At 56.9% G+C, this 18,000-nt stretch carries 19 protein-coding genes; 11 read left to right on the top strand and 8 right to left on the bottom strand.

Going from position 1 to position 18,000, the window contains the following annotated elements; translation table 11 throughout:
* The first annotated feature begins 39 nt into the window (after positions 1 to 39).
* Positions 40 to 702, top strand: a complete 663-nt coding sequence (locus LG204_RS00450) for a sulfite exporter TauE/SafE family protein (RefSeq protein WP_230335427.1) — start codon at positions 40 to 42, stop codon at positions 700 to 702.
* A 65-nt stretch (positions 703 to 767) separates the two neighbouring features.
* Here the strand turns inward: LG204_RS00450 and metW are convergent, their stop codons facing one another.
* Both metW and metX read right to left on the bottom strand, forming a co-directional pair.
* Complete coding sequence (gene metW / locus LG204_RS00445; protein WP_013443235.1) at positions 768 to 1,388, bottom strand: methionine biosynthesis protein MetW; 621 nt, start codon at positions 1,386 to 1,388, stop codon at positions 768 to 770.
* Positions 1,385 to 2,524 (bottom strand): homoserine O-succinyltransferase MetX, encoded by a 1,140-nt coding sequence (gene metX / locus LG204_RS00440; RefSeq protein WP_230335426.1) that lies wholly within the window; start codon positions 2,522 to 2,524, stop codon positions 1,385 to 1,387. The genes metW and metX overlap by 4 nt, the downstream gene beginning before the upstream one ends.
* 49 nt (positions 2,525 to 2,573) lie before the next feature.
* On the opposite strand from metX, the gene LG204_RS00435 reads away from it, so the two are divergent.
* Together LG204_RS00435 and LG204_RS00430 are read left to right on the top strand one after the other, a co-directional pair.
* Positions 2,574 to 3,116: a gamma carbonic anhydrase family protein gene (locus LG204_RS00435; RefSeq protein WP_230335425.1), complete on the top strand. Its 543-nt coding sequence runs from the start codon at positions 2,574 to 2,576 to the stop codon at positions 3,114 to 3,116.
* Between the two features lie 41 nt (positions 3,117 to 3,157).
* Positions 3,158 to 3,703: a DUF6806 family protein gene (locus LG204_RS00430; protein ID WP_230335424.1), complete on the top strand. Its 546-nt coding sequence runs from the start codon at positions 3,158 to 3,160 to the stop codon at positions 3,701 to 3,703.
* Positions 3,704 to 3,823: 120 nt separating this feature from the next.
* On the opposite strand, the gene prmC is transcribed toward LG204_RS00430, so the two are convergent.
* From prmC to hemA, 4 genes are read right to left on the bottom strand one after another with little or no spacing between them, the layout of a single operon-like run.
* The gene (gene prmC / locus LG204_RS00425; RefSeq protein ID WP_230335423.1) at positions 3,824 to 4,720 is read right to left on the bottom strand and encodes a peptide chain release factor N(5)-glutamine methyltransferase; all 897 of its coding nucleotides are present in this window, start codon (positions 4,718 to 4,720) and stop codon (positions 3,824 to 3,826) included.
* 3 nt (positions 4,721 to 4,723) lie between these two features.
* Complete coding sequence (locus tag LG204_RS00420; RefSeq protein ID WP_230335422.1) at positions 4,724 to 5,164, bottom strand: DUF2127 domain-containing protein; 441 nt, start codon at positions 5,162 to 5,164, stop codon at positions 4,724 to 4,726.
* A gap of 9 nt (positions 5,165 to 5,173) precedes the next feature.
* On the bottom strand, positions 5,174 to 6,256 hold the full coding sequence (gene prfA / locus LG204_RS00415; protein ID WP_230335421.1) for a peptide chain release factor 1: 1,083 nt from the start codon (positions 6,254 to 6,256) through the stop codon (positions 5,174 to 5,176).
* 9 nt (positions 6,257 to 6,265) lie between these two features.
* Positions 6,266 to 7,513, bottom strand: a complete 1,248-nt coding sequence (hemA, locus tag LG204_RS00410) for a glutamyl-tRNA reductase (RefSeq protein ID WP_230335420.1) — start codon at positions 7,511 to 7,513, stop codon at positions 6,266 to 6,268.
* A gap of 171 nt (positions 7,514 to 7,684) precedes the next feature.
* On the opposite strand from hemA, the gene rpe reads away from it, so the two are divergent.
* The 8 genes from rpe to hemB all read left to right on the top strand — a co-directional run bounded on the left by rpe (position 7,685) and on the right by hemB (position 14,668).
* Positions 7,685 to 8,383 (top strand): ribulose-phosphate 3-epimerase, encoded by a 699-nt coding sequence (gene rpe / locus LG204_RS00405; protein ID WP_230335419.1) that lies wholly within the window; start codon positions 7,685 to 7,687, stop codon positions 8,381 to 8,383.
* A 55-nt stretch (positions 8,384 to 8,438) separates the two neighbouring features.
* Positions 8,439 to 9,125, top strand: coding sequence for a phosphoglycolate phosphatase (locus tag LG204_RS00400; RefSeq protein ID WP_230335418.1), 687 nt, complete (start codon positions 8,439 to 8,441; stop codon positions 9,123 to 9,125).
* Positions 9,126 to 9,258: 133 nt separating this feature from the next.
* Positions 9,259 to 10,773, top strand: a complete 1,515-nt coding sequence (gene trpE / locus LG204_RS00395) for an anthranilate synthase component I (protein WP_230335417.1) — start codon at positions 9,259 to 9,261, stop codon at positions 10,771 to 10,773.
* Positions 10,774 to 10,775: 2 nt separating this feature from the next.
* Positions 10,776 to 11,342, top strand: a complete 567-nt coding sequence (gene pabA / locus LG204_RS00390) for an aminodeoxychorismate/anthranilate synthase component II (protein ID WP_013443224.1) — start codon at positions 10,776 to 10,778, stop codon at positions 11,340 to 11,342.
* Positions 11,342 to 12,367 carry an anthranilate phosphoribosyltransferase gene (gene trpD, locus LG204_RS00385; protein WP_230335416.1) on the top strand — a complete coding sequence of 342 codons (1,026 nt, stop codon included), beginning with the start codon at positions 11,342 to 11,344 and terminating at the stop codon, positions 12,365 to 12,367. The genes pabA and trpD overlap by 1 nt, the downstream gene beginning before the upstream one ends.
* Positions 12,364 to 12,825 carry a DUF3465 domain-containing protein gene (locus tag LG204_RS00380; protein ID WP_230335415.1) on the top strand — a complete coding sequence of 154 codons (462 nt, stop codon included), beginning with the start codon at positions 12,364 to 12,366 and terminating at the stop codon, positions 12,823 to 12,825. The genes trpD and LG204_RS00380 overlap by 4 nt, the downstream gene beginning before the upstream one ends.
* 40 nt (positions 12,826 to 12,865) lie before the next feature.
* Positions 12,866 to 13,654, top strand: coding sequence for an indole-3-glycerol phosphate synthase TrpC (gene trpC, locus LG204_RS00375; RefSeq protein WP_230335414.1), 789 nt, complete (start codon positions 12,866 to 12,868; stop codon positions 13,652 to 13,654).
* A gap of 12 nt (positions 13,655 to 13,666) precedes the next feature.
* A complete protein-coding gene (gene hemB, locus LG204_RS00370; RefSeq protein WP_230335413.1) occupies positions 13,667 to 14,668 on the top strand; it encodes a porphobilinogen synthase in 1,002 nt (333 codons plus the stop codon).
* Between the two features lie 32 nt (positions 14,669 to 14,700).
* On the opposite strand, the gene LG204_RS00365 is transcribed toward hemB, so the two are convergent.
* Complete coding sequence (locus LG204_RS00365; protein ID WP_230335412.1) at positions 14,701 to 15,360, bottom strand: hypothetical protein; 660 nt, start codon at positions 15,358 to 15,360, stop codon at positions 14,701 to 14,703.
* A gap of 107 nt (positions 15,361 to 15,467) precedes the next feature.
* Positions 15,468 to 17,831 carry a penicillin-binding protein 1A gene (locus LG204_RS00360; RefSeq protein ID WP_230335411.1) on the bottom strand — a complete coding sequence of 788 codons (2,364 nt, stop codon included), beginning with the start codon at positions 17,829 to 17,831 and terminating at the stop codon, positions 15,468 to 15,470.
* Positions 17,832 to 18,000 lie beyond the last annotated feature (169 nt).

Raw genomic sequence — 18,000 nt, 5'->3', positions numbered from 1 at the left:
CATTACCCGAAATCGGGTGCCGCATGCCACAATATCAGGATGTTGGAATTCACTTTATTTGGCGTGTTCATGGTCGGCTTGCTGGGTGGCGGGCATTGCGCCGGGATGTGCGGTGGCATCGTCGGCGCGGTCAGCATGAGCTTGCCGGGCGCACGGCCACGCTTGCCGTTTCTGCTTGCCTACAATGGCGGGCGTATTTTGAGCTACACCCTGGCCGGGGTATTGGCTGGCGCCCTGGGGGCCAGCAGCTTTTTTCTGGGGCATATCCTCCCCGTGCAAAAAATACTCTATGCACTCAGCAGCCTGATGCTGGTGTTGCTGGGCTTGTACCTGGCAGGCGTCTGGCATGGCGTGACCTATCTTGAGCGGCTGGGCAGTGTGCTATGGAAGCAGTTGCAGCCCTTGTCCAAGCGCTTGTTGCCGGTGCAGTCGCCTTGGCAGGCGATATTGCTGGGCGCCGTATGGGGCTGGTTGCCCTGTGGTTTGGTCTATAGCGTGCTGGTGGCTGCGTTGGCAGCGGGCAGTGCGTTGCAGGGTGGTTTGCTGATGCTGGCGTTTGGCCTGGGCACCCTGCCCACTTTGCTGGCGATGGGCATGGCTGCCGTGAGACTTAAAAAGGTATTGCAGCAAGGCTGGCTTAGAAGGTTGAGCGGTTTTGCGGTGATACTGTTTGGCCTGCTCGGGCTTTACCGCTTGCTGTAATCGCCTGGAAAGACCGAGTCGCTGGTAAAAGACCAAAAGCCTGAAAGGCTGTCGTCAGGCTTGCCTTACTCAGCGGGCTTCAGGTGGTACATGGCCAGACTGCCACGCAGATTTGGCATCATGTGGATGGGCTCCTGCTCGGTCAGTACCAGCCGTTCCATCACTTCAATATGATGATTGATGCAAAACTCGTCAAAATCCTTGATGGTGCACAGGTGCACGTTCGGCGTGTCATACCACTGGTAGGGCAGATTCTTGGAGACCGGCATCTGCCCGGCAATCAGCTGAAAGCGATGGCGCCAGTACCCAAAATTGGGGAAAGTGACGATGGCTTCGTGGCCTACGCGCAGCATTTCCTGCACGATGCCTTCGGTGTTGAGCACCGCCTGCAAGGTTTGCGACAAAATCACCACATCAAATGACTTGGCTTCAAAGCCGGAAAGTCCAGCTTCCAGGTCCATCTGAATGACATCGACACCGTTGCTCATGCTGGCCAGCCAGTTGGCATCGTCTTTTTCTACGCCGTAACCACGAACTTGCAGGGTATCGCGCAGATAGCCCAGCAGGGTGCCATCCCCACATCCCAGATCCAGCACCTTGGCGCCGGGCTTGATCCACTTGGCAATCAGTGCGAAGTCGTGCCTTGATTTTGCAGCATCGGCAAACTTGATGGAGGTATTGCTCATGCTGGGCCTCCGAGTTTAATTTTCTTGAGGTAATTGCGCAGAATGGCGTGATAGTGGGCATCCTGCATCAAAAACGCATCATGGCCGTGCGCTGCTGTTACTTCGGCATAGCTGACGGACAGCTCATTATCCAGCAGCGCTTTTACGATCTCGCGCGAGCGTGCCGGCGAGAAGCGCCAGTCGCTGGTGAATGAAATCACCAGGAAGTCGGCCTGGGCAGGCGCCAGTGCTCGCGAAAGATCGCCACTGTGAGGCAGGGCTGGGTCAAAGTAATCCAGCGCCCGTGTCATGCGCAGATAGGTATTGGCATCAAACTCACCCGCGAACTTATCGCCCTGATAACGCAGGTAGGATTCCATTTCGAACTCGACGTCAAAGCTGTACTTGATCTCGCCTTCGCGCAGTTTGCGGCCAAACTTGGCACCCATGGCATCGTCTGACAGATAGGTGATGTGCCCCAGCATGCGGGCAATACGCAGGCCGCGACGCGGCACAACCTGGTGCGCGTAGTAATCGCCACCGTGGAATTCGGGGTCGGTGATGATGGCCTGGCGTGCTACTTCGTTGAAGGCGATATTCTGCGCCGTGAGGTTGGGCGCAGCGGCAATCACCAGCGCATGACGCACGCGTTCGGGGTAGCTTATGGTCCATTGCAAGGCCTGCATGCCGCCTAGGCTGCCACCGACGATGGCGGCCAGTTGTTTGATGCCGAGGTAATCGGCCAGGCGCGCTTGCGAGGTGACCCAGTCTTCCACCGTCAGTACCGGAAATGCGGAACCCCATGGCTTGCCGGTTTGCGGATGTATGCTCGATGGGCCGGTGCTGCCGTGACAGCCGCCCAGATTATTGAGGCCAATGACGAAAAAGCGGTTGGTATCCAGGGGCTTGCCGGGGCCGATCAGGTTATCCCACCAGCCGGCATGCTTGTCGGTTTCGGCGTATTTGCCTGCCACATGGTGATGGCCGGACAGTGCGTGACAGATCATTACCGCGTTGGATTTTTCCGCGTTCAGCGTGCCATAGGTTTCATAAACGAGGTCGTATTGCGGGAGGACTTCGCCGCTTTTCAGGGGCAGCGGTTCAGTGAAGTGCGCAATCTGTGGGGCTACAATGCCGATGGAGGAGGATTCTGACATTTCGCGATTATACTATGGCTAAAGCCCTATGCCCTATCTGGATAACAACATGTCTATCAGTGCTTTTCAGAGCCATTTTCCCGAGTTCGGTTCCCGCGTGTTTGTGCATGATGCCGCCACTATTATTGGTCAGGTCAGCCTGGGCGATGATGCCTCCGTCTGGCCTGGGGTGGTGATACGCGGCGATGTGAATTTCATCCGCATTGGCCATGGCACCAATATTCAGGACCTCAGCATGCTGCATGTCAGCCATCAATCCAGTTGGGATCCGCCGGGTGCTCCCTTGATTATCGGCAACCACGTCACGGTCGGCCATAGCGTGATCCTGCATGGCTGCACGCTGGAAGATGAATGCCTGATCGGTATGGGCAGTATTGTCATGGACAAAGTCGTGGTGCAAAAGCATGTGTTGCTGGGTGCTGGTAGTCTGGTGCCCGAAGGCAAGGTGCTGGAAAGCGGTTATTTGTATATCGGCCGTCCCGCCAAGAAAGTGCGTGCCCTCACCGAAGCCGAAATCGCGCATTTCACCTATTCTGCCCAACACTACATACGGCTCAAGGATTGCTATCTGCATCCGGATGCGACGGCCTGATCAGGTATAATCATCCCCTTGATTTTAATGAAGGAGTGGGCATGCCTACCGAAGTCCATGTGCATGGCTATCTTGAGCTGGTTGAGGGCGTGAGCGCGCGTCAGGTGGAGGATGCCTGTCGTCCTTTGCTGCAGGAAATGGAAGTGGCGCAACTGAGTGAGTTGAAAAGCATGGAGCCCGAACAGCCCGGCTTTTTCTACAATGCGGGCAATTGGGCGCTGGAGATGTGCTGCACGCTGGACGTGGAAGAGACTTTCTTCAAGGCGCTGGAAGCCGCCATGGTGGCACTGGGGCCTTTATGCGAAAAGGCGGCACCGGTTGAGGTCAGTACCTACCATGAAGATGGGCGCGACGAGCTGCAACTGATTTTTGTTGGCCCGACGGCAGCTGCGATTCTGGATGCGCAGCGGCGCGAAATGCTGGCGGATGTGGGTGGTCTGCTGGCGCGGCATTTTGGTCAGGGTGAAATTGACGAAGTGCTGGGGCTGGTCGATCAGCTGTTCCGGCGTCAGGGCCATGCCCTGCAGGCCAATGATTTCAGTGTCGGCCTGACGCCAGGTGGTAGTGATCGCCGCCGTTTGCACTAACCCGTTTTCCCGCAAGCCGGGAGTGTCTCGGTGTGCGGGCTCTATCAAGCACTCTCTTCCTATTTTACTTTTCGCTGTTGGTGGATTCCGCTGCCGGAATATTCTCCACGCTAGCATGATCTACTCGCCAAGCCATTGCCCGAACGTCACGCGGGCTATGCCTGCCAGATCGTGCGCATGCTGAACATCTCTAAAGCCAGTATCTCGCATCAGGGTGGCGACGGCCTCGGCCTGATCATGGCCATGCTCCAGCAGCAGCCAGCCTGATGGCTGGAGATGCGTCGGGGCGTGCTGGATGATGATGCGAATGTCATCCAGCCCATCCGCTCCGGAAGCCAGTGCGCTGAGGGGTTCGTGGCGAAGGTCGCCCTGCTGCAAATGCGGGTCGTCCTTGCGGATGTAGGGTGGATTGCTGACGATGACATCAAACTTCAAGCAGGTCAGCGGGGTAAACCAGCTGCCCAATCTGAATTCCACATTACCTTTCGTCGCGCCCTGATCACCGGCTTCCGGGGCAGCCAACCCCAGCGCTTCCGCATTTTGTCGGGCAACCTGCAAGGCCGCCGCGGAGGCGTCGACAGCTATCACGCGGGATTGCGGGCGGTGCGCCGCTATGGCCAGTGCGATGGCACCGGTGCCAGTGCCTAGATCCAGCACCTCGCGAGTTTCGTCAATGGGAATGCGCGCCAGAGCTGTTTCCACCAGCGTTTCGGTATCCGGCCGCGGGATCAGTGTGGCTGACGATACCGCGAGACGTAATCCAAAAAATTCGCGGTTGCCGAGAATGTAGGCGACAGGTTCGCCCGCCAGGCGCCTGTGCAGTAAATCATGGAATGTTGATGCGGCCGCCGAGGGCAAGGCATCGCTTTCATGGGCGATCAGCCAGGCATGCTCCACATTGCCCAAGGCATGGCTCATCAGCATGCGTGCTTCATTGCGGGCTTCTCGGGCTTCCAGATGGAGGTTGGAGGCGAGTTGCTGCTGGGCTGCGCGCAAGGCTTGCTGAATGGAGGACATGACTTACTTGCGCAGGTGTCGCCAGAGGATGATGACAATGCCGAGATTGATCAGAAGCAGGGCGTAGCTCAGCACCGATGGCTGCCGCAGGATTTCAATGATTTCAAACGGCAGATAGACACCCGCGCTGACCAAGCCCAGCCATTTTGCCCATGGCCGGTCGTGCCACAGCCCATAGGCTTCTGCCCAGCGAAGTCCCACATAGACCAGCGCGCCAGCGGTGATGGCAAGCAGGCGCGGCTGGCTGGCATCGGCGGCCAATTGCAATAAAAAGCGCGGGGTTTGTCGGGCGGGATTCAGGTGAAAGTGCGCCACCAGTTGCTCGGCAGCGGCCTGCCAGTCGGTATGCAGATGTGTCAGCACGGCAAGGGCGGTCAGCAGGATCAGGGCGCCTTTGGCGGCTTCCAGCAGGGCGATGCTGCGCAGGCTGGCGGCAGATTTCATGGCGCTTGCCTAGTTGTCTTCGCCCAGCGTTGCCAGCAGGTCGGCCTGGTGCTCATTGGCAAGCGTATTGATCAGTTCGTCCATGTCACCCTCGGTAATTGCGTCGATTTTGTACAGCGTGAGGTTGATGCGGTGGTCGGTGATGCGGCCTTGCGGATAATTGTAGGTGCGGATGCGTTCGGAGCGATCCCCACTGCCGATCAGGCTGCGGCGCTCGCTGGCAATCTTGCTCTGTTGTTCGTTGACCTGCTTGGCCTTGATGCGGGCAGCCAGCACCTGCATGGCCTGCGCCTTGTTGGAGTGCTGGCTGCGGCCATCCTGACATTCCACCACGATGCCGGTAGGAAAGTGGGTAATGCGCACGGCGGAGTCGGTCTTGTTGATGTGCTGACCACCGGCGCCGGAGGCGCGGAAGGTATCGATGCGGATATCGGCCGGGTTGATGGTGACATCGCTGACTTCGTCAACTTCAGGCAATACTGCCACGGTGCAGGCTGAGGTGTGGATGCGGCCCTGGGTTTCGGTTTCCGGCACGCGCTGCACGCGATGGCCGCCCGACTCAAACTTGAGTTTGGAGTAAGCGCCAAAGCCTTCAATCTTGGCGATGATTTCCTTGTAGCCGCCGACTTCGGATTCGCTGGCGGAGACCACTTCCACTTTCCAGCGCTGGCGTTCGGCATAGCGCGAATACATGCGGAACAAGTCCCCGGCAAACAGCGCCGATTCATCGCCGCCGGTACCGGCACGGATTTCGAGGAAGATGTTGCGTTCGTCGTTGGGGTCTTTGGGCAGCAGCAGTTTCTGCAGGGCCATGGCAATCTCTTCCAGCCGTGCTTTGCCTGCCTCGATTTCTTCCTGCGCAAAGGCTTTCATCTCAGGGTCGCCCAGCATGGCATGGGCTTCCTTGAGGTCGCTCTCGCATTGCTCATAGGCGCGGTATTGCTCCACGATAGGCGTGATTTCGGCGTGCTCGCGCGAAATCTTGCGGTAGTTATCCATATCCGACGTGGCGTCTTCACTGGATAGCAGGCGGTTCAATTCATCAAGGCGCTCGCTCAGGGTGGCGAGCTTTTTCAGCATGGAGGGTTTCATTACGGATTCTTAATCGTGGTGGAGCTGGTAGAGTTGGCGCAACAGGCTTTCCAGTTGTTCGCGGTTGTCGCCATGGGCTTGATTCAGTGCGTGGCTGGGGCCATGCAAAAGTTTGTTGGTGAGCGCGGTGCTTAGCGCTTCAAGGGCGGCAATCGGGTCTTCGCCGCGGGCGATCAGCTTCTGCGCTTTTTCGAGCTCGCTGCGGCGGAAGTGCTCGGCCTGATCGCGCAGTGCCCGTATGGTGGGAACAGCATCGCGGGTTTTCAGCCAGTGCATGAAATTGTCTACGCGCAGGGCAATAATCTTCTCGGCCTCACGTGCGGCTTCCTGACGATTCACCAGGCCTTCCTGTACGACTTGCGCCAGGTCATCCACCGTGTACAGGAAGACGTCATCCAGCTCGGCTGCTTCGGCTTCAATATCGCGCGGCACGGCCAGGTCCACCATGAACATGGGGCGGTGTTTGCGCGTCTTGATGGCGCGCTCCACCATGCCGAGGCCGACAATTGGCAGCTGGCTGGCGGTGGAGGTGACGACGATATCAAAATCGGCCAGGCGGTCCGGAATGTCGCCCAGCAGCATGGCGTGGCCGCCAATACGGGCAGCCAGTTCGCTGCCGCGCTCCATGGTGCGGTTCGCTACGGTAATGGAGGCTGGCTTGTGGGTGGCGAAGTGCTCGCCACAGAGTTCTATCATTTCACCCGCGCCGATGAACAGTACATGCAGGCCATGCAGATTGCCAAAAATGCGCTGCGCCAGCTTGACTGAGGCGGCTGCCATGGAAATGGAGCTGGCGCCAATATCAGTGGTGCTGCGGACTTCCTTGGCGACGGCAAAGGTGCGCTGGAACAGCTTGTGCAGCAGGGTGCCAAGGGTGCCTGCGTGTTCGGCGATTTTCACCGCCTGCTTCATCTGCCCCAGAATCTGCGCTTCGCCCAGCACCATGGAATCCAGCCCTGCCGCCACGCGGAAGGCGTGCTTCACGGCATCTTCGCTGGGCAGAGTGTACATATAGGGTTGGATATTGTGGGTTTGCAGCTGGTGGTATTTTGCCAGCCAATCTAGGGCTTTTTGCGGGTCGTCGGTATTGCAGTAAAGCTCCGTCCGATTGCAGGTGGACAGGATGGCCGCCTCGCGCACGCCATGCGTGCTGAGATCGCGCAGGGCTTCTTCCAGGGTTTCGCTCTGAAAGGCTACGTGCTCGCGGATCGCAATGGGGGCGGTGGTGTGGTTCACACCGACGGTGAATAGATGCATTTCGTAATTTTCCAGTATCGCGCCAGCATAAGCAACAATTTCAGTCAGATAGATATCTTCCCTAGTAACGGCCAGTTGGGCGAAATGTTGACCTCTGGCAGGGCTAAAGGGCTGTCTTGACGTGACAAATCCGGGTAAAATGCGGGTTTTTCAACTGATTGATTCGTAGCCATGGCCAAACCATTCAGAATTGCCCCAAGTATTCTTTCCGCCAACTTTGCCAAGCTGGGCCAGGAAATCAGCGATGTCATCACTTCCGGTGCCGATATCGTTCACTTTGACGTAATGGATAACCACTACGTTCCCAACCTGACCATTGGTCCATTGGTCTGTGAGGCCATCCGCCCAGTGACCGATGCCATCATTGATGTGCATTTGATGGTGAAGCCCGTGGATCGCATCATCCCTGACTTTGCCAAGGCTGGCGCCAACATCATTACCTTCCACCCTGAAGCTTCCGACCATATTGATCGCAGCCTCTCGCTGGTGCGTGAGCTGGGCTGCAAATCCGGCCTGGTATTCAACCCAGCTACTCCGCTGGATTACCTCGACTACGTCATGGACAAGGTCGACATGATTCTGCTGATGTCGGTTAACCCTGGCTTTGGCGGTCAGAAGTTTATTCCTGGCACGCTGGACAAGCTGCGTCAGGCCCGTGCCCGCATTGATGCCTACACCGAAAAGACTGGCCGTGAAATCTGGCTGGAAATCGACGGTGGTGTGAATACGGCCAATATCGCCGAGATCGCCCGTGCGGGTGCCGATACGTTTGTGGCGGGTTCTGCCGTGTTCGGTGCTGGCAAGGATACCGATCCTAACCGTTACGACACCATCCTCGGCAACCTGCGCGCCGAGCTGGCCAAGGTGTAATCCTGCTGCCATCGCACAAGCGGTGGCACATGGAGTGCTCTGCGGAATCCCCGTTGTGAATTTTCCGATCCCGGTGCGCGCCGTGGCGCTGGATCTGGATGGTACGCTTCTGCATACCGCCCCGGATCTTGCTGATGCGGCTAATCGCATGCTGCTCGCCCTGGGACGCCCAACCCTGCCAGAAGCGCTGGTCATGACCTATGTGGGCAATGGCGCGGCGCGGCTGGTCAAGCGTCTGCTCACGGGGGAGATGGAGGCGGAGCCTGATGCCGCGGCATTTGAGCAGGCGCAGGACTTGTTTTTTGAGCACTATGCCGAAGTGTTGACACGGCGCAGTGCGCCTTACCCCGGCGCGATGGAAGGGGTAAAGCAGTTGCATGCGGTCGGCTACAAGCTGGCCTGTATTACCAACAAACCGGAACGCTTTACGCTGCCACTGCTCCAAGCGATGGACATGCTGCCGTATTTTTCACTGGTGCTGTCCGGAGACAGCTTGCCGCGGAAAAAGCCGGATCCTCTGCCTTTGCTGCATATGGCCGAAATGTTTGGCGTAAGCCCAGCGCAGATGGTGATGATAGGCGACTCCTCGGCGGATGTCGATGCGGCGCGTGCCGCTGGATGTGCGGCGATTGCGGTTTCGTATGGGTATAATCGCGGGCAGCCTGCCGATATGCTGGGGGCTGATGCGGTGATTGACAGTCTGCAAGAGGCGGCTTTTTTATTAACGTGTGATCCAAGGTAAATAGATGAATTTCCAGGACTTTAAATGCCAGCCCAGCTGGCGATGGTGGCGCTGAACTCTGACGAACGTCCATTGGGACGAATCTGGAGGGCGCACAGCTGCGCCTGACGCACATACAAGACTTGGAATTACTATGTTACATACCATCACTAAGCACGAGTTCAAGGCCCTGGCGGACCAGGGCTACAACCGTATTCCCCTGGTCGTCGAAACCTTCGCCGACCTCGATACTCCACTTTCTCTTTACCTCAAGCTGGCTAATCGCCCGTTCTCCTATCTGCTGGAATCTGTGCAGGGTGGTGAGCGTTTTGGCCGGTATTCCATCATAGGCTTGCCTGCCCGTACCCGTATCGTGGCTCATGATCGTGATATCAAGGTGTTGCAGGACGATCTCGTGATTGAGTCCGCCGCTGATATTAATCCGCTGGATTTCGTCAAACAGTATCAGGCGCGTTTCAAAACACCACCTTATCAGGGTTTGCCGCGCTTTACCGGCGGCCTGGCTGGTTATTTCGGCTATGAAACCGTGCGTTATATCGAGCCGCGGCTCACGCGCAACGCGCATGCCAAGACCGATGCGCTGGGTGTCCCCGATATTCTGCTCATGGTGTCCGAAGAGCTGGCTGTGGTGGATAACCTGTCAGGCAAGCTTTATTTCATCGTGTATGCGGACCCCGCGACGGATAACGCCTATGAGGCAGCGCATCAGCGCCTGCAGCAATTGCTGACGCAGCTGCGTCAGCCCGTCGCCATTCCCCAAGCGCCTGCGATGGCGCCGAGTGAAGCGGTGTCGGAGTTTGGCGAAGCCAATTTCAAGGCAGCCGTCGAGCAGGCCAAGCGCTATATCTTTGATGGCGACATCATGCAGGTGGTGCTGGCGCAACGCTTGTCGCAACCGTTTGCTGCATCCCCCATGTCGCTCTATCGCGCATTGCGCAGCCTGAACCCATCGCCTTACATGTTTTACTACGATATGGGTGACCACCATGTGGTCGGTGCTTCACCTGAAATTCTGGTGCGCTTGGAAAACGATATGGTCACTGCCCGCCCAATTGCCGGCACCCGTCCTCGTGGCAAGACGCGCGAGCATGACGTAGCGCTGGCCGAAGAGCTGCTGGCGGACCCCAAGGAGCGTGCCGAGCATGTGCAGCTGATGGACCTCGGCCGTAACGATGTGGGCCGCGTCGCAGTCACGGGTTCGGTCAAAGTGACAGACAGCATGGTGATTGAGCGCTACTCGCATGTCATGCATATCGTGTCCAACGTGGAGGGCAAACTCAAACCCGGCATGCAGGCGATTGATGTTCTGAAGGCCACCTTCCCTGCCGGTACGGTGAGCGGAGCGCCCAAGGTGCGTGCCATGGAAATCATAGACGAACTGGAGCCTTCCAAGCGCGGCATTTATGCAGGTGCTGTTGGTTATCTCGGCTTTAATGGCGATATGGATCTGGCGATTGCCATTCGGACCGCCGTGATCAAGGACAAGACGCTTTATGTGCAAGCCGGTGCCGGTATTGTGGCTGACTCGGTGCCCGAGAACGAATGGATGGAAACGCAGAACAAGGCAAGAGCCGTGATTCGCGCCGCCGAGATTGTGCTCGCCGGTCTGGACAGCAATGCCGGTCAACTGGCTCAAGGGAAGGAATAATCATGCTGCTGATGATCGATAACTACGATTCGTTCACCTATAACCTGGTGCAGTATCTGGGTGAGCTGGGTCAGGATGTGCAGGTCTACCGCAACGATGAAATTGACCTGGCCAAGGTGGCCGAACTGAAGCCGGATCACATTGTGATTTCGCCCGGCCCTTGCACGCCCAATGAGGCGGGTATTTCAGTGCCGCTGATCCATGAATTTGCTGGCAAGATTCCCCTGCTGGGTGTGTGTCTCGGCCACCAGAGCATAGGTCAGGCGTTTGGCGGGCGCATCATCCACGCCAAGCAGCTGATGCACGGCAAAACCTCGCAGGTGTCCCACAACAATGTGGGTGTATTCAGTGGTTTGCCGAACCCCTTCACGGCAACCCGTTACCATTCGCTGGTGATCGAGCGCGAGACGATACCGGATTGCCTGGAGATCACGGCATGGACCGACGATGGCGAGATCATGGGCGTGCGTCATAAAACCCTGCCGGTGGAAGGCGTGCAGTTCCACCCAGAATCCATCTTGACGGAGCACGGGCACGATCTCCTGAATAATTTCCTGAAAGCCTACTGATGGACATGACCATCAAGGCCGCGCTGCAAAAGCTGATCCAGCATCAGAATTTCACCCATGGTGAAATGCTCTCCATCATGCGGCAGGTGATGGGCGGCGAGCTCACGCCTGCCCAGATTGCCGGGCTGCTGATCGGCTTGCGCGTCAAGGGCGAAACGGTGGATGAAATTGCAGCGGCCGCCGAAGTCATGCGCGAGCTTTCCACCAAGGTGGTGGTGGCGGATGACGCTTACCTGATTGATACCTGTGGCACGGGCGGGGCCGTGAACAAGGCATTCAATGTGTCGACCTGCTCGGCGTTTGTTGCCGCCGGTGCGCAGGCACGCATTGCCAAGCATGGCAATCGGGCTGCTTCGTCCAAGACCGGCAGCGCGGATGTGCTGGAGGCTCTGGGCGTCAATATCAACCTGCAGCCAGGACAGGTAGCCCGCTGCGTGAATGAAGTTGGCATCGGCTTCATGTTTGCCCCTAATCACCATAGCGCCATGAAGCATGCAGGTCCGGTGCGTCGTGAGCTGGGTGTGCGTACGCTGTTCAATCTGCTGGGCCCGCTGACCAATCCTGCGGGAGCCAAGCGGCAGGTGATGGGCGTATTCCATAAAGACCTGGTGCCTTTGCTGGCGCATGCATTGCAACGGCTGGGCAGCGAGCATGTCATGGTGGTATTCAGCGCCGATGAGATGGATGAAATTTCATTCTCGGGCGATACCTATGTGGCGGAACTGAAAGATGGCGTCGTCACCGAGTACACGCTGAACCCGCGTGATTTCGGGATGCCTTTGCATGATGTGGATAGCATACGCGTGGAAAATGCGGCGGAATCTGCCGAGCTGATCACGGCTGTCTTGCGTGGTGAGCAAGGCCCTGCGCGCGATATCGTACTGCTGAATGCAGGGGCGGCCATTTATGTGGCCGGTCAGGCAGCTACCTTGCAGGCAGGGATTCTGCGTGCTGCCGAGGCGATTGATAGCGGCGCTGCCATGCAAAAACTGGACGCCTTGCGTAGCCTGGCTGCATCCGTATGAAGCGCTTGATACTGGCAGCGGCGATTGCCGCTGGGTATACCATTTGGCATTTTTCCTCCGCCGCGACTGAAGTAGCGCCTGTTGCCCAGCCCGTCGAGCTGGCGCGGCCCGCCACTTGGCAGGATGGTGATGCGGTTATCCGTCAGGCGTTTGATCACAGGCTTAGCCATGTGCAGGTCAAGGCGCGTGGCCGGGTGATCAAAGTGCTCAAGGATGACAATGACGGTAATCGGCATCAGCGCATACTGGTTCGCCTTGAAAATGGCATCACCGTGCTGATTGCACATAATATTGACCTCGCCCCGCGTATTCCCGCACTGGGCGTTGGCGACGAGCTGGCGTTTTTTGGCGAATATGCCTGGAATGCCAAAGGTGGCGTGGTGCACTGGACGCACCATGACCCGCAGCAACGCCATACGCCCGGCTGGCTCGAATACCAGGGTAAAACGTATCAGTAGCAAGCCCTGTCCGTTAGCGTATTTTTCAATTGGAACAAGCATGTCCGATATCTTGAATAAAATCCTCCGCGTGAAGCAGGCGGAAGTGCAGGCCGCCATGGCAGCCCATCCGCTTGTCGTGGTGCAGCGCGACGCACAGGCCATGCCAGCACCGCGTGACTTTGTGGGCGCCATTCGCCAGAAGATAGCCGCAGGTCAGGCGGCGGTGATTGCCGAAATCAAAAAGGCCAGCCCCTCCAAAGGGGTGATTCGCGAAGACTTCCAGCCAGCCCAGATTGCGGCAAGCTATGAAAAGGGCGGCGCTGCCTGCCTTTCTGTGCTGACTGATGCAGATTTCTTTCAGGGCTCCCCAGAGTACTTGAAAGAGGCGCGGGCTGCGTGTGCGTTACCTGTGTTGCGCAAGGATTTCATGATCGAGGCCTATCAGGTATACGAAGCACGTGCCATGGGTGCCGATTGCATACTGCTGATCGCTGCAGCGTTGGACTTGCCCCGTATGCGCCAGCTGGAAACTATTGCCCATGACCTGGGCATGGCGGTGCTGGTAGAAGTGCATAACGGGGAAGAGCTTGATCTGGCGCTGCAGCTGGATACGCCTTTGCTGGGCATTAATAATCGCAACCTGCGCACGTTTGAGGTGACGCTGGATACCACGCTGGGGTTATTGGCGCGCATTCCGGCCGGCAAAATCGTCGTCACAGAATCCGGTATCTTTACCCCCGAAGATGTGGCACTGATGCGTCAGCATGATGTCCACACGTTCCTGGTGGGCGAGGCGTTCATGCGCCAGCCTGAGCCAGGTACCGAACTCGCCCGCGTTTTCGCCTGAGGAGAAATCAGTATGTCAGCATCCAAGCAATTCCTGATGAGTCGTCCACGTCGCATGCGGCGCGATGCATTTTCACGTCGCTTGATGCGTGAAAACGTGATCACCACCAATGACCTGATTTATCCGGTATTTGTGCTCGATGGCGAGCAGCGTCAGGAAGAAGTGGCCTCCATGCCAGGTGTGGTAAGGCAGAGTATTGATCACCTGCTGCAAACAGCGGCTGAATGTGTGCGCTTGGGAATTCCCGCGCTGGCTTTGTTTCCTGTGGTGGATCAGGCCGGCAAAAGCCTGGATGCCAATGAAGCCTACAACCCGCAAGGGCTGGTGCCGCGTGCCGTGCGCGCACTCAAGCAGGCGCATCCCGAGCTTGGCATCATTACCGATGTGGCGCTGGACCCCTACACCACGCATGGTCAGGATGGCCTGATTGATGACAGCGGCTACGTGCTGAATGATGAAACCGTGGAAGTGCTGATCCGCCAAGCGCTATGCCATGCCGAAGCAGGAGCTGACGTGGTGGCACCATCGGACATGATGGACGGCCGCATAGGCGCCATTCGCGAGGCGTTGGAGCAACACGGGCATATACATACCCGTATCCTGGCCTATTCGGCTAAGTATGCATCAGCGTTTTATGGGCCGTTTCGGGATGCGGTTGGCTCGTCGTCAAATCTGGGACGGGGCAACAAGTATAGTTATCAGATGGACCCTGCCAATTCAAATGAAGCATTGGTTGAAGTTGCGCTAGATCTAGAGCAAGGGGCGGATATGGTGATGGTGAAACCCGGTATGCCATATTTGGATATTGTGCGTCGTGTCAAAGATGAATTTGGGGTGCCGACCTATGCCTATCAGGTCAGCGGCGAATACGCCATGCTGAAAGCGGCCTCGCAAAATGGCTGGCTGGATGAGCAGGCCTGCGTCATGGAAGCCATGCTGGCTTTCAAGCGTGCAGGTGCTGACGGTATCCTGACTTACTTTGCGATGGATGTGGCGCGCTGGTTGCGTGGCTAGTGCGTTTCTTCAAAAACGCGACAATTCAACAGCTACATTTCAAGTTCCGGATTTAACCGGGACAAGGCGATCAACGCTTTAAGGCCATCCAGGTTGACACGACTCGAAGCCTGTCCGTTTGCCGGACTGCGGGTGGGGGTGCGGAGGTCGTCAATTTCAAATACGCTGAGCCTGATCAGGCCATGCGGCCCTTCCAGTGTAAATACCGGAACCTTCTTGCGGTCCCCGCCTTTACGGTCACTGCTGCGCCTGTCATTGATGCGGTAGGATTTTTCGTTGGTTTCGTACGGAATCTGCTGATTCAGCAGGAACATCTCGACATCTTTGAGGCTGTCAGCGAAGAGATGAATATGGGTTTCGGCAAACTTGCCGGCGGTGCCGTCCAGTACCGGCCCCGTCAGGTGCGGGTTGAAGCGTTCAAGCAGCCGCATCACAATCACGGCGTCGGCCCTTAATTGGCGCAGGTTTTCCGGCTGATCCTCGCTGTTGTAGATCTCGTGATAAAGCCGTATCTCTTCCTCGATCTCGCTATTGGTCGGCAGGCAGTTAATGTCGGTGGCCCCCAGCTGCTTGCCTGCCTTGCGCTTGGCATGGCTGAAGTCGGATATCCCTTCCTCGGCCATCATGCGTGCCGCCTGCTGTGCAATCAGCTGTCTCAGATGCTGCTGTCGGCCTGAACTGTCTTTTGCCATGATGCCTGCTCTACCTCGCCCGTCGGGGCATTGCTAACGCTTTATAAATCCCTGTAAATCGCTCGCCAGAACAACAAATATTGCTAAATCCTGCAGTACCCGGTTACCTAGAATAACTGATCAGCCCGTGTAGGATCCGTTGCCGTGGATTCCGGCGGTTTGCTGGTCGGGAATCCCGGTATTGGACTGAATGTATTGTCTTCGGTTTCTGGCGGCATGAATTCCTGATAGAAGTATTCGTATATTCCGCTTTCATCGTCGCTCACGCGCATGCCAGTGTGCGGGTTGATCTTGACCGAAGTGATACCCGGCGGCACGGAATATGGTTCATCCGGCACATTGCGCAAGGCATTGGTCATGTAATCAATCCAGATAGGCAAGGCCGCCCGGCCGCCGGTTTCATTGCTGCCGAGTGAGCGTGGCTGGTCATAACCGATCCATGTGATGGCCACCTGTTTCGGGTTGAAGCCAGCGAACCAGGCATCTACCTGACTGTTGGTCGTGCCAGTTTTGCCTGCGAGATCGTAGCGGCCAATCTGGCGTGCCTTGGCGGCAGTGCCGATCCGCGCTACATCCTGCATCATCGATGTCATGAGGAAGGCATTGCGGGCATCAATCACCCGCACCGCATTTTTGCCCACTTCGTCAAACTTGGTTTCTTCCACCACTTTGCCACGCGGGTCCACGATCTTGCTGATGATGTAAGGGCGCACGCGATAGCCGCCATTGGCAAACACGGCGTACGCACCCGCCATCTGCCATGGGGTGACCGAGCCTGAACCCAGTGCCATGGCCAGGTAGGGCGGGTGATCCTTGGGCGAGAAGCCAAAGCGGGTGATGTAGTCCTGAGCGTAACGCACACCTATGCTTTGCAGTATGCGGATGGATACCATGTTCTTGGATTTGGTCAGGGCGGTGCGCATGCGCATCGGACCTTCATAAGTATTGTCGAAGTTTTTGGGTTCCCACGCCGAGCCGCTGCCAGTTTCTGCCGCAGAAAGCGTGAGAGGTTCATCCTCAATCATGCTGGCTGGAGTGAAACCTTTCTCCAGTGAAGCCGAGTAGATGAATGGCTTGAAGCTGGAGCCGGGCTGGCGCCAAGCCTGCGTGACGTGGTTGAATTTGTTGCGGTTGAAATCAAAGCCGCCGACCAGTGCACGTACAGCTCCTGTCGCTGGGTCCAGTGCAATAAAGCCTGACTGCACCTGGGGCAGTTGGGTGATCTGCCAGCCGTCGGTGGTCTTGACGATGCGCACGATGGCACCCGGTTGCAGCTTGCGCTTGCTCGGGTCTTTTTCGTTCAGTGTTTTCTGCACCAGGGACAGGCCGTTGCCGGTGATCTGGATATCTTCACCACTCTGCGAGTGCACAGTCACCAGCTTGGGGCTCAGGTTGATGATCATGGCGGGCATCAGGCCATTGGAGACCTCTATTTCATCCAGCGCCTTGTCCACCCAATTGGCTTCCTCTTCCGTGCCGTGTGCCGGGGGATGAATTACTTTTTCCGGGCCGCGATAACCGTGGCGGCTGTCGTAATCCAGTATGCCTTGGAGGACGGCCTTGTTGGCGGCTTCCTGATTGGATTTGCGGATAGTGGTGTAGACCTTGAGGCCGCTGGTATAGATGTCATCCTTGTAACGCTGATACATCATTTGCCGGGCGATCTCGGCCACATAGTCGGCGGCCAGGTCACGCACCTGCTTGGTCTGGCGGAATTTTTGCGGTTCTTTTAATGCGTTGTCGTAAGTATTTTCATCGATGTAACGCAATTCTTTCATGCGCCGCAAAACGTAGTGCTGGCGCGCTGTTGCGCGTTTTGGATTGGCAAACGGGTTGTAGCGCGAAGGTGCTTTTGGCAGTCCGGCCAGCATCGCGGCTTCTGCAACACTCAATTTATTTAAAGGCTTGCCGTAATAGACTTGTGAAGCTGCGGCAAAACCATACGAACGCTGCCCCAGGTAGATCTGGTTGATGTAAAGCTCAAGGATCTGATCCTTGGTCAGGTTGTGTTCAATCTTGATCGCGAGCAGGGCTTCGCTGAGTTTGCGAGACGCGGTTTTTTCGCTGGAAAGAAAGAAGTTGCGGGCGACCTGCATGGTAATGGTGCTGGCGCCTTCCTTGAAGCTGCCTGAGGTGACGTTGGCAATGGCGGCGCGCAGGATACCCATGGTGTCTACCCCGCCATGCTTGTAAAAGCGTTCATCTTCAGCGGCAAGAATGGCGTGTTTGAGTGAGGCGGGCACATCCTCGATTTTGATGAAGGCGCGGCGCTCTTCACCAAATTCACCGATGAGGTAATTATCCTCGGAGTACACCCGTAATGGCACCTTGGGTTTGTAATCCGTCAGGGCATCAAGCGAGGGTAATTCGGGATAGATAAGGGTAGCCGCGAGGCCGATGAGCGCAGTGAAAACCAATCCGAGCACCAGGGCAATCAGAATCAGAAACTGCCACCATTTTTTGGGAAGCATGGAGAGATTTAATCAGTAAACGATGTGAGCACATTATATGAGTCTGATCGGGCAAATGGAAAAATATAATTCGCTTTACACTATTTAAACTTGTTGCTAGCATTTAATGTAAATTATTAGTGTTGCGCGTAACTACTCAATAAAGAAAGGGAATTTCATTTTGAAATTC

Source organism: Methylovorus menthalis (assembly GCF_020523625.1).
GTDB lineage: Bacteria > Pseudomonadota > Gammaproteobacteria > Burkholderiales > Methylophilaceae > Methylovorus > Methylovorus menthalis.
Note: the sequence above shows the minus strand (reverse complement) of the source record. Positions and strands in the feature narration are given on the sequence as shown.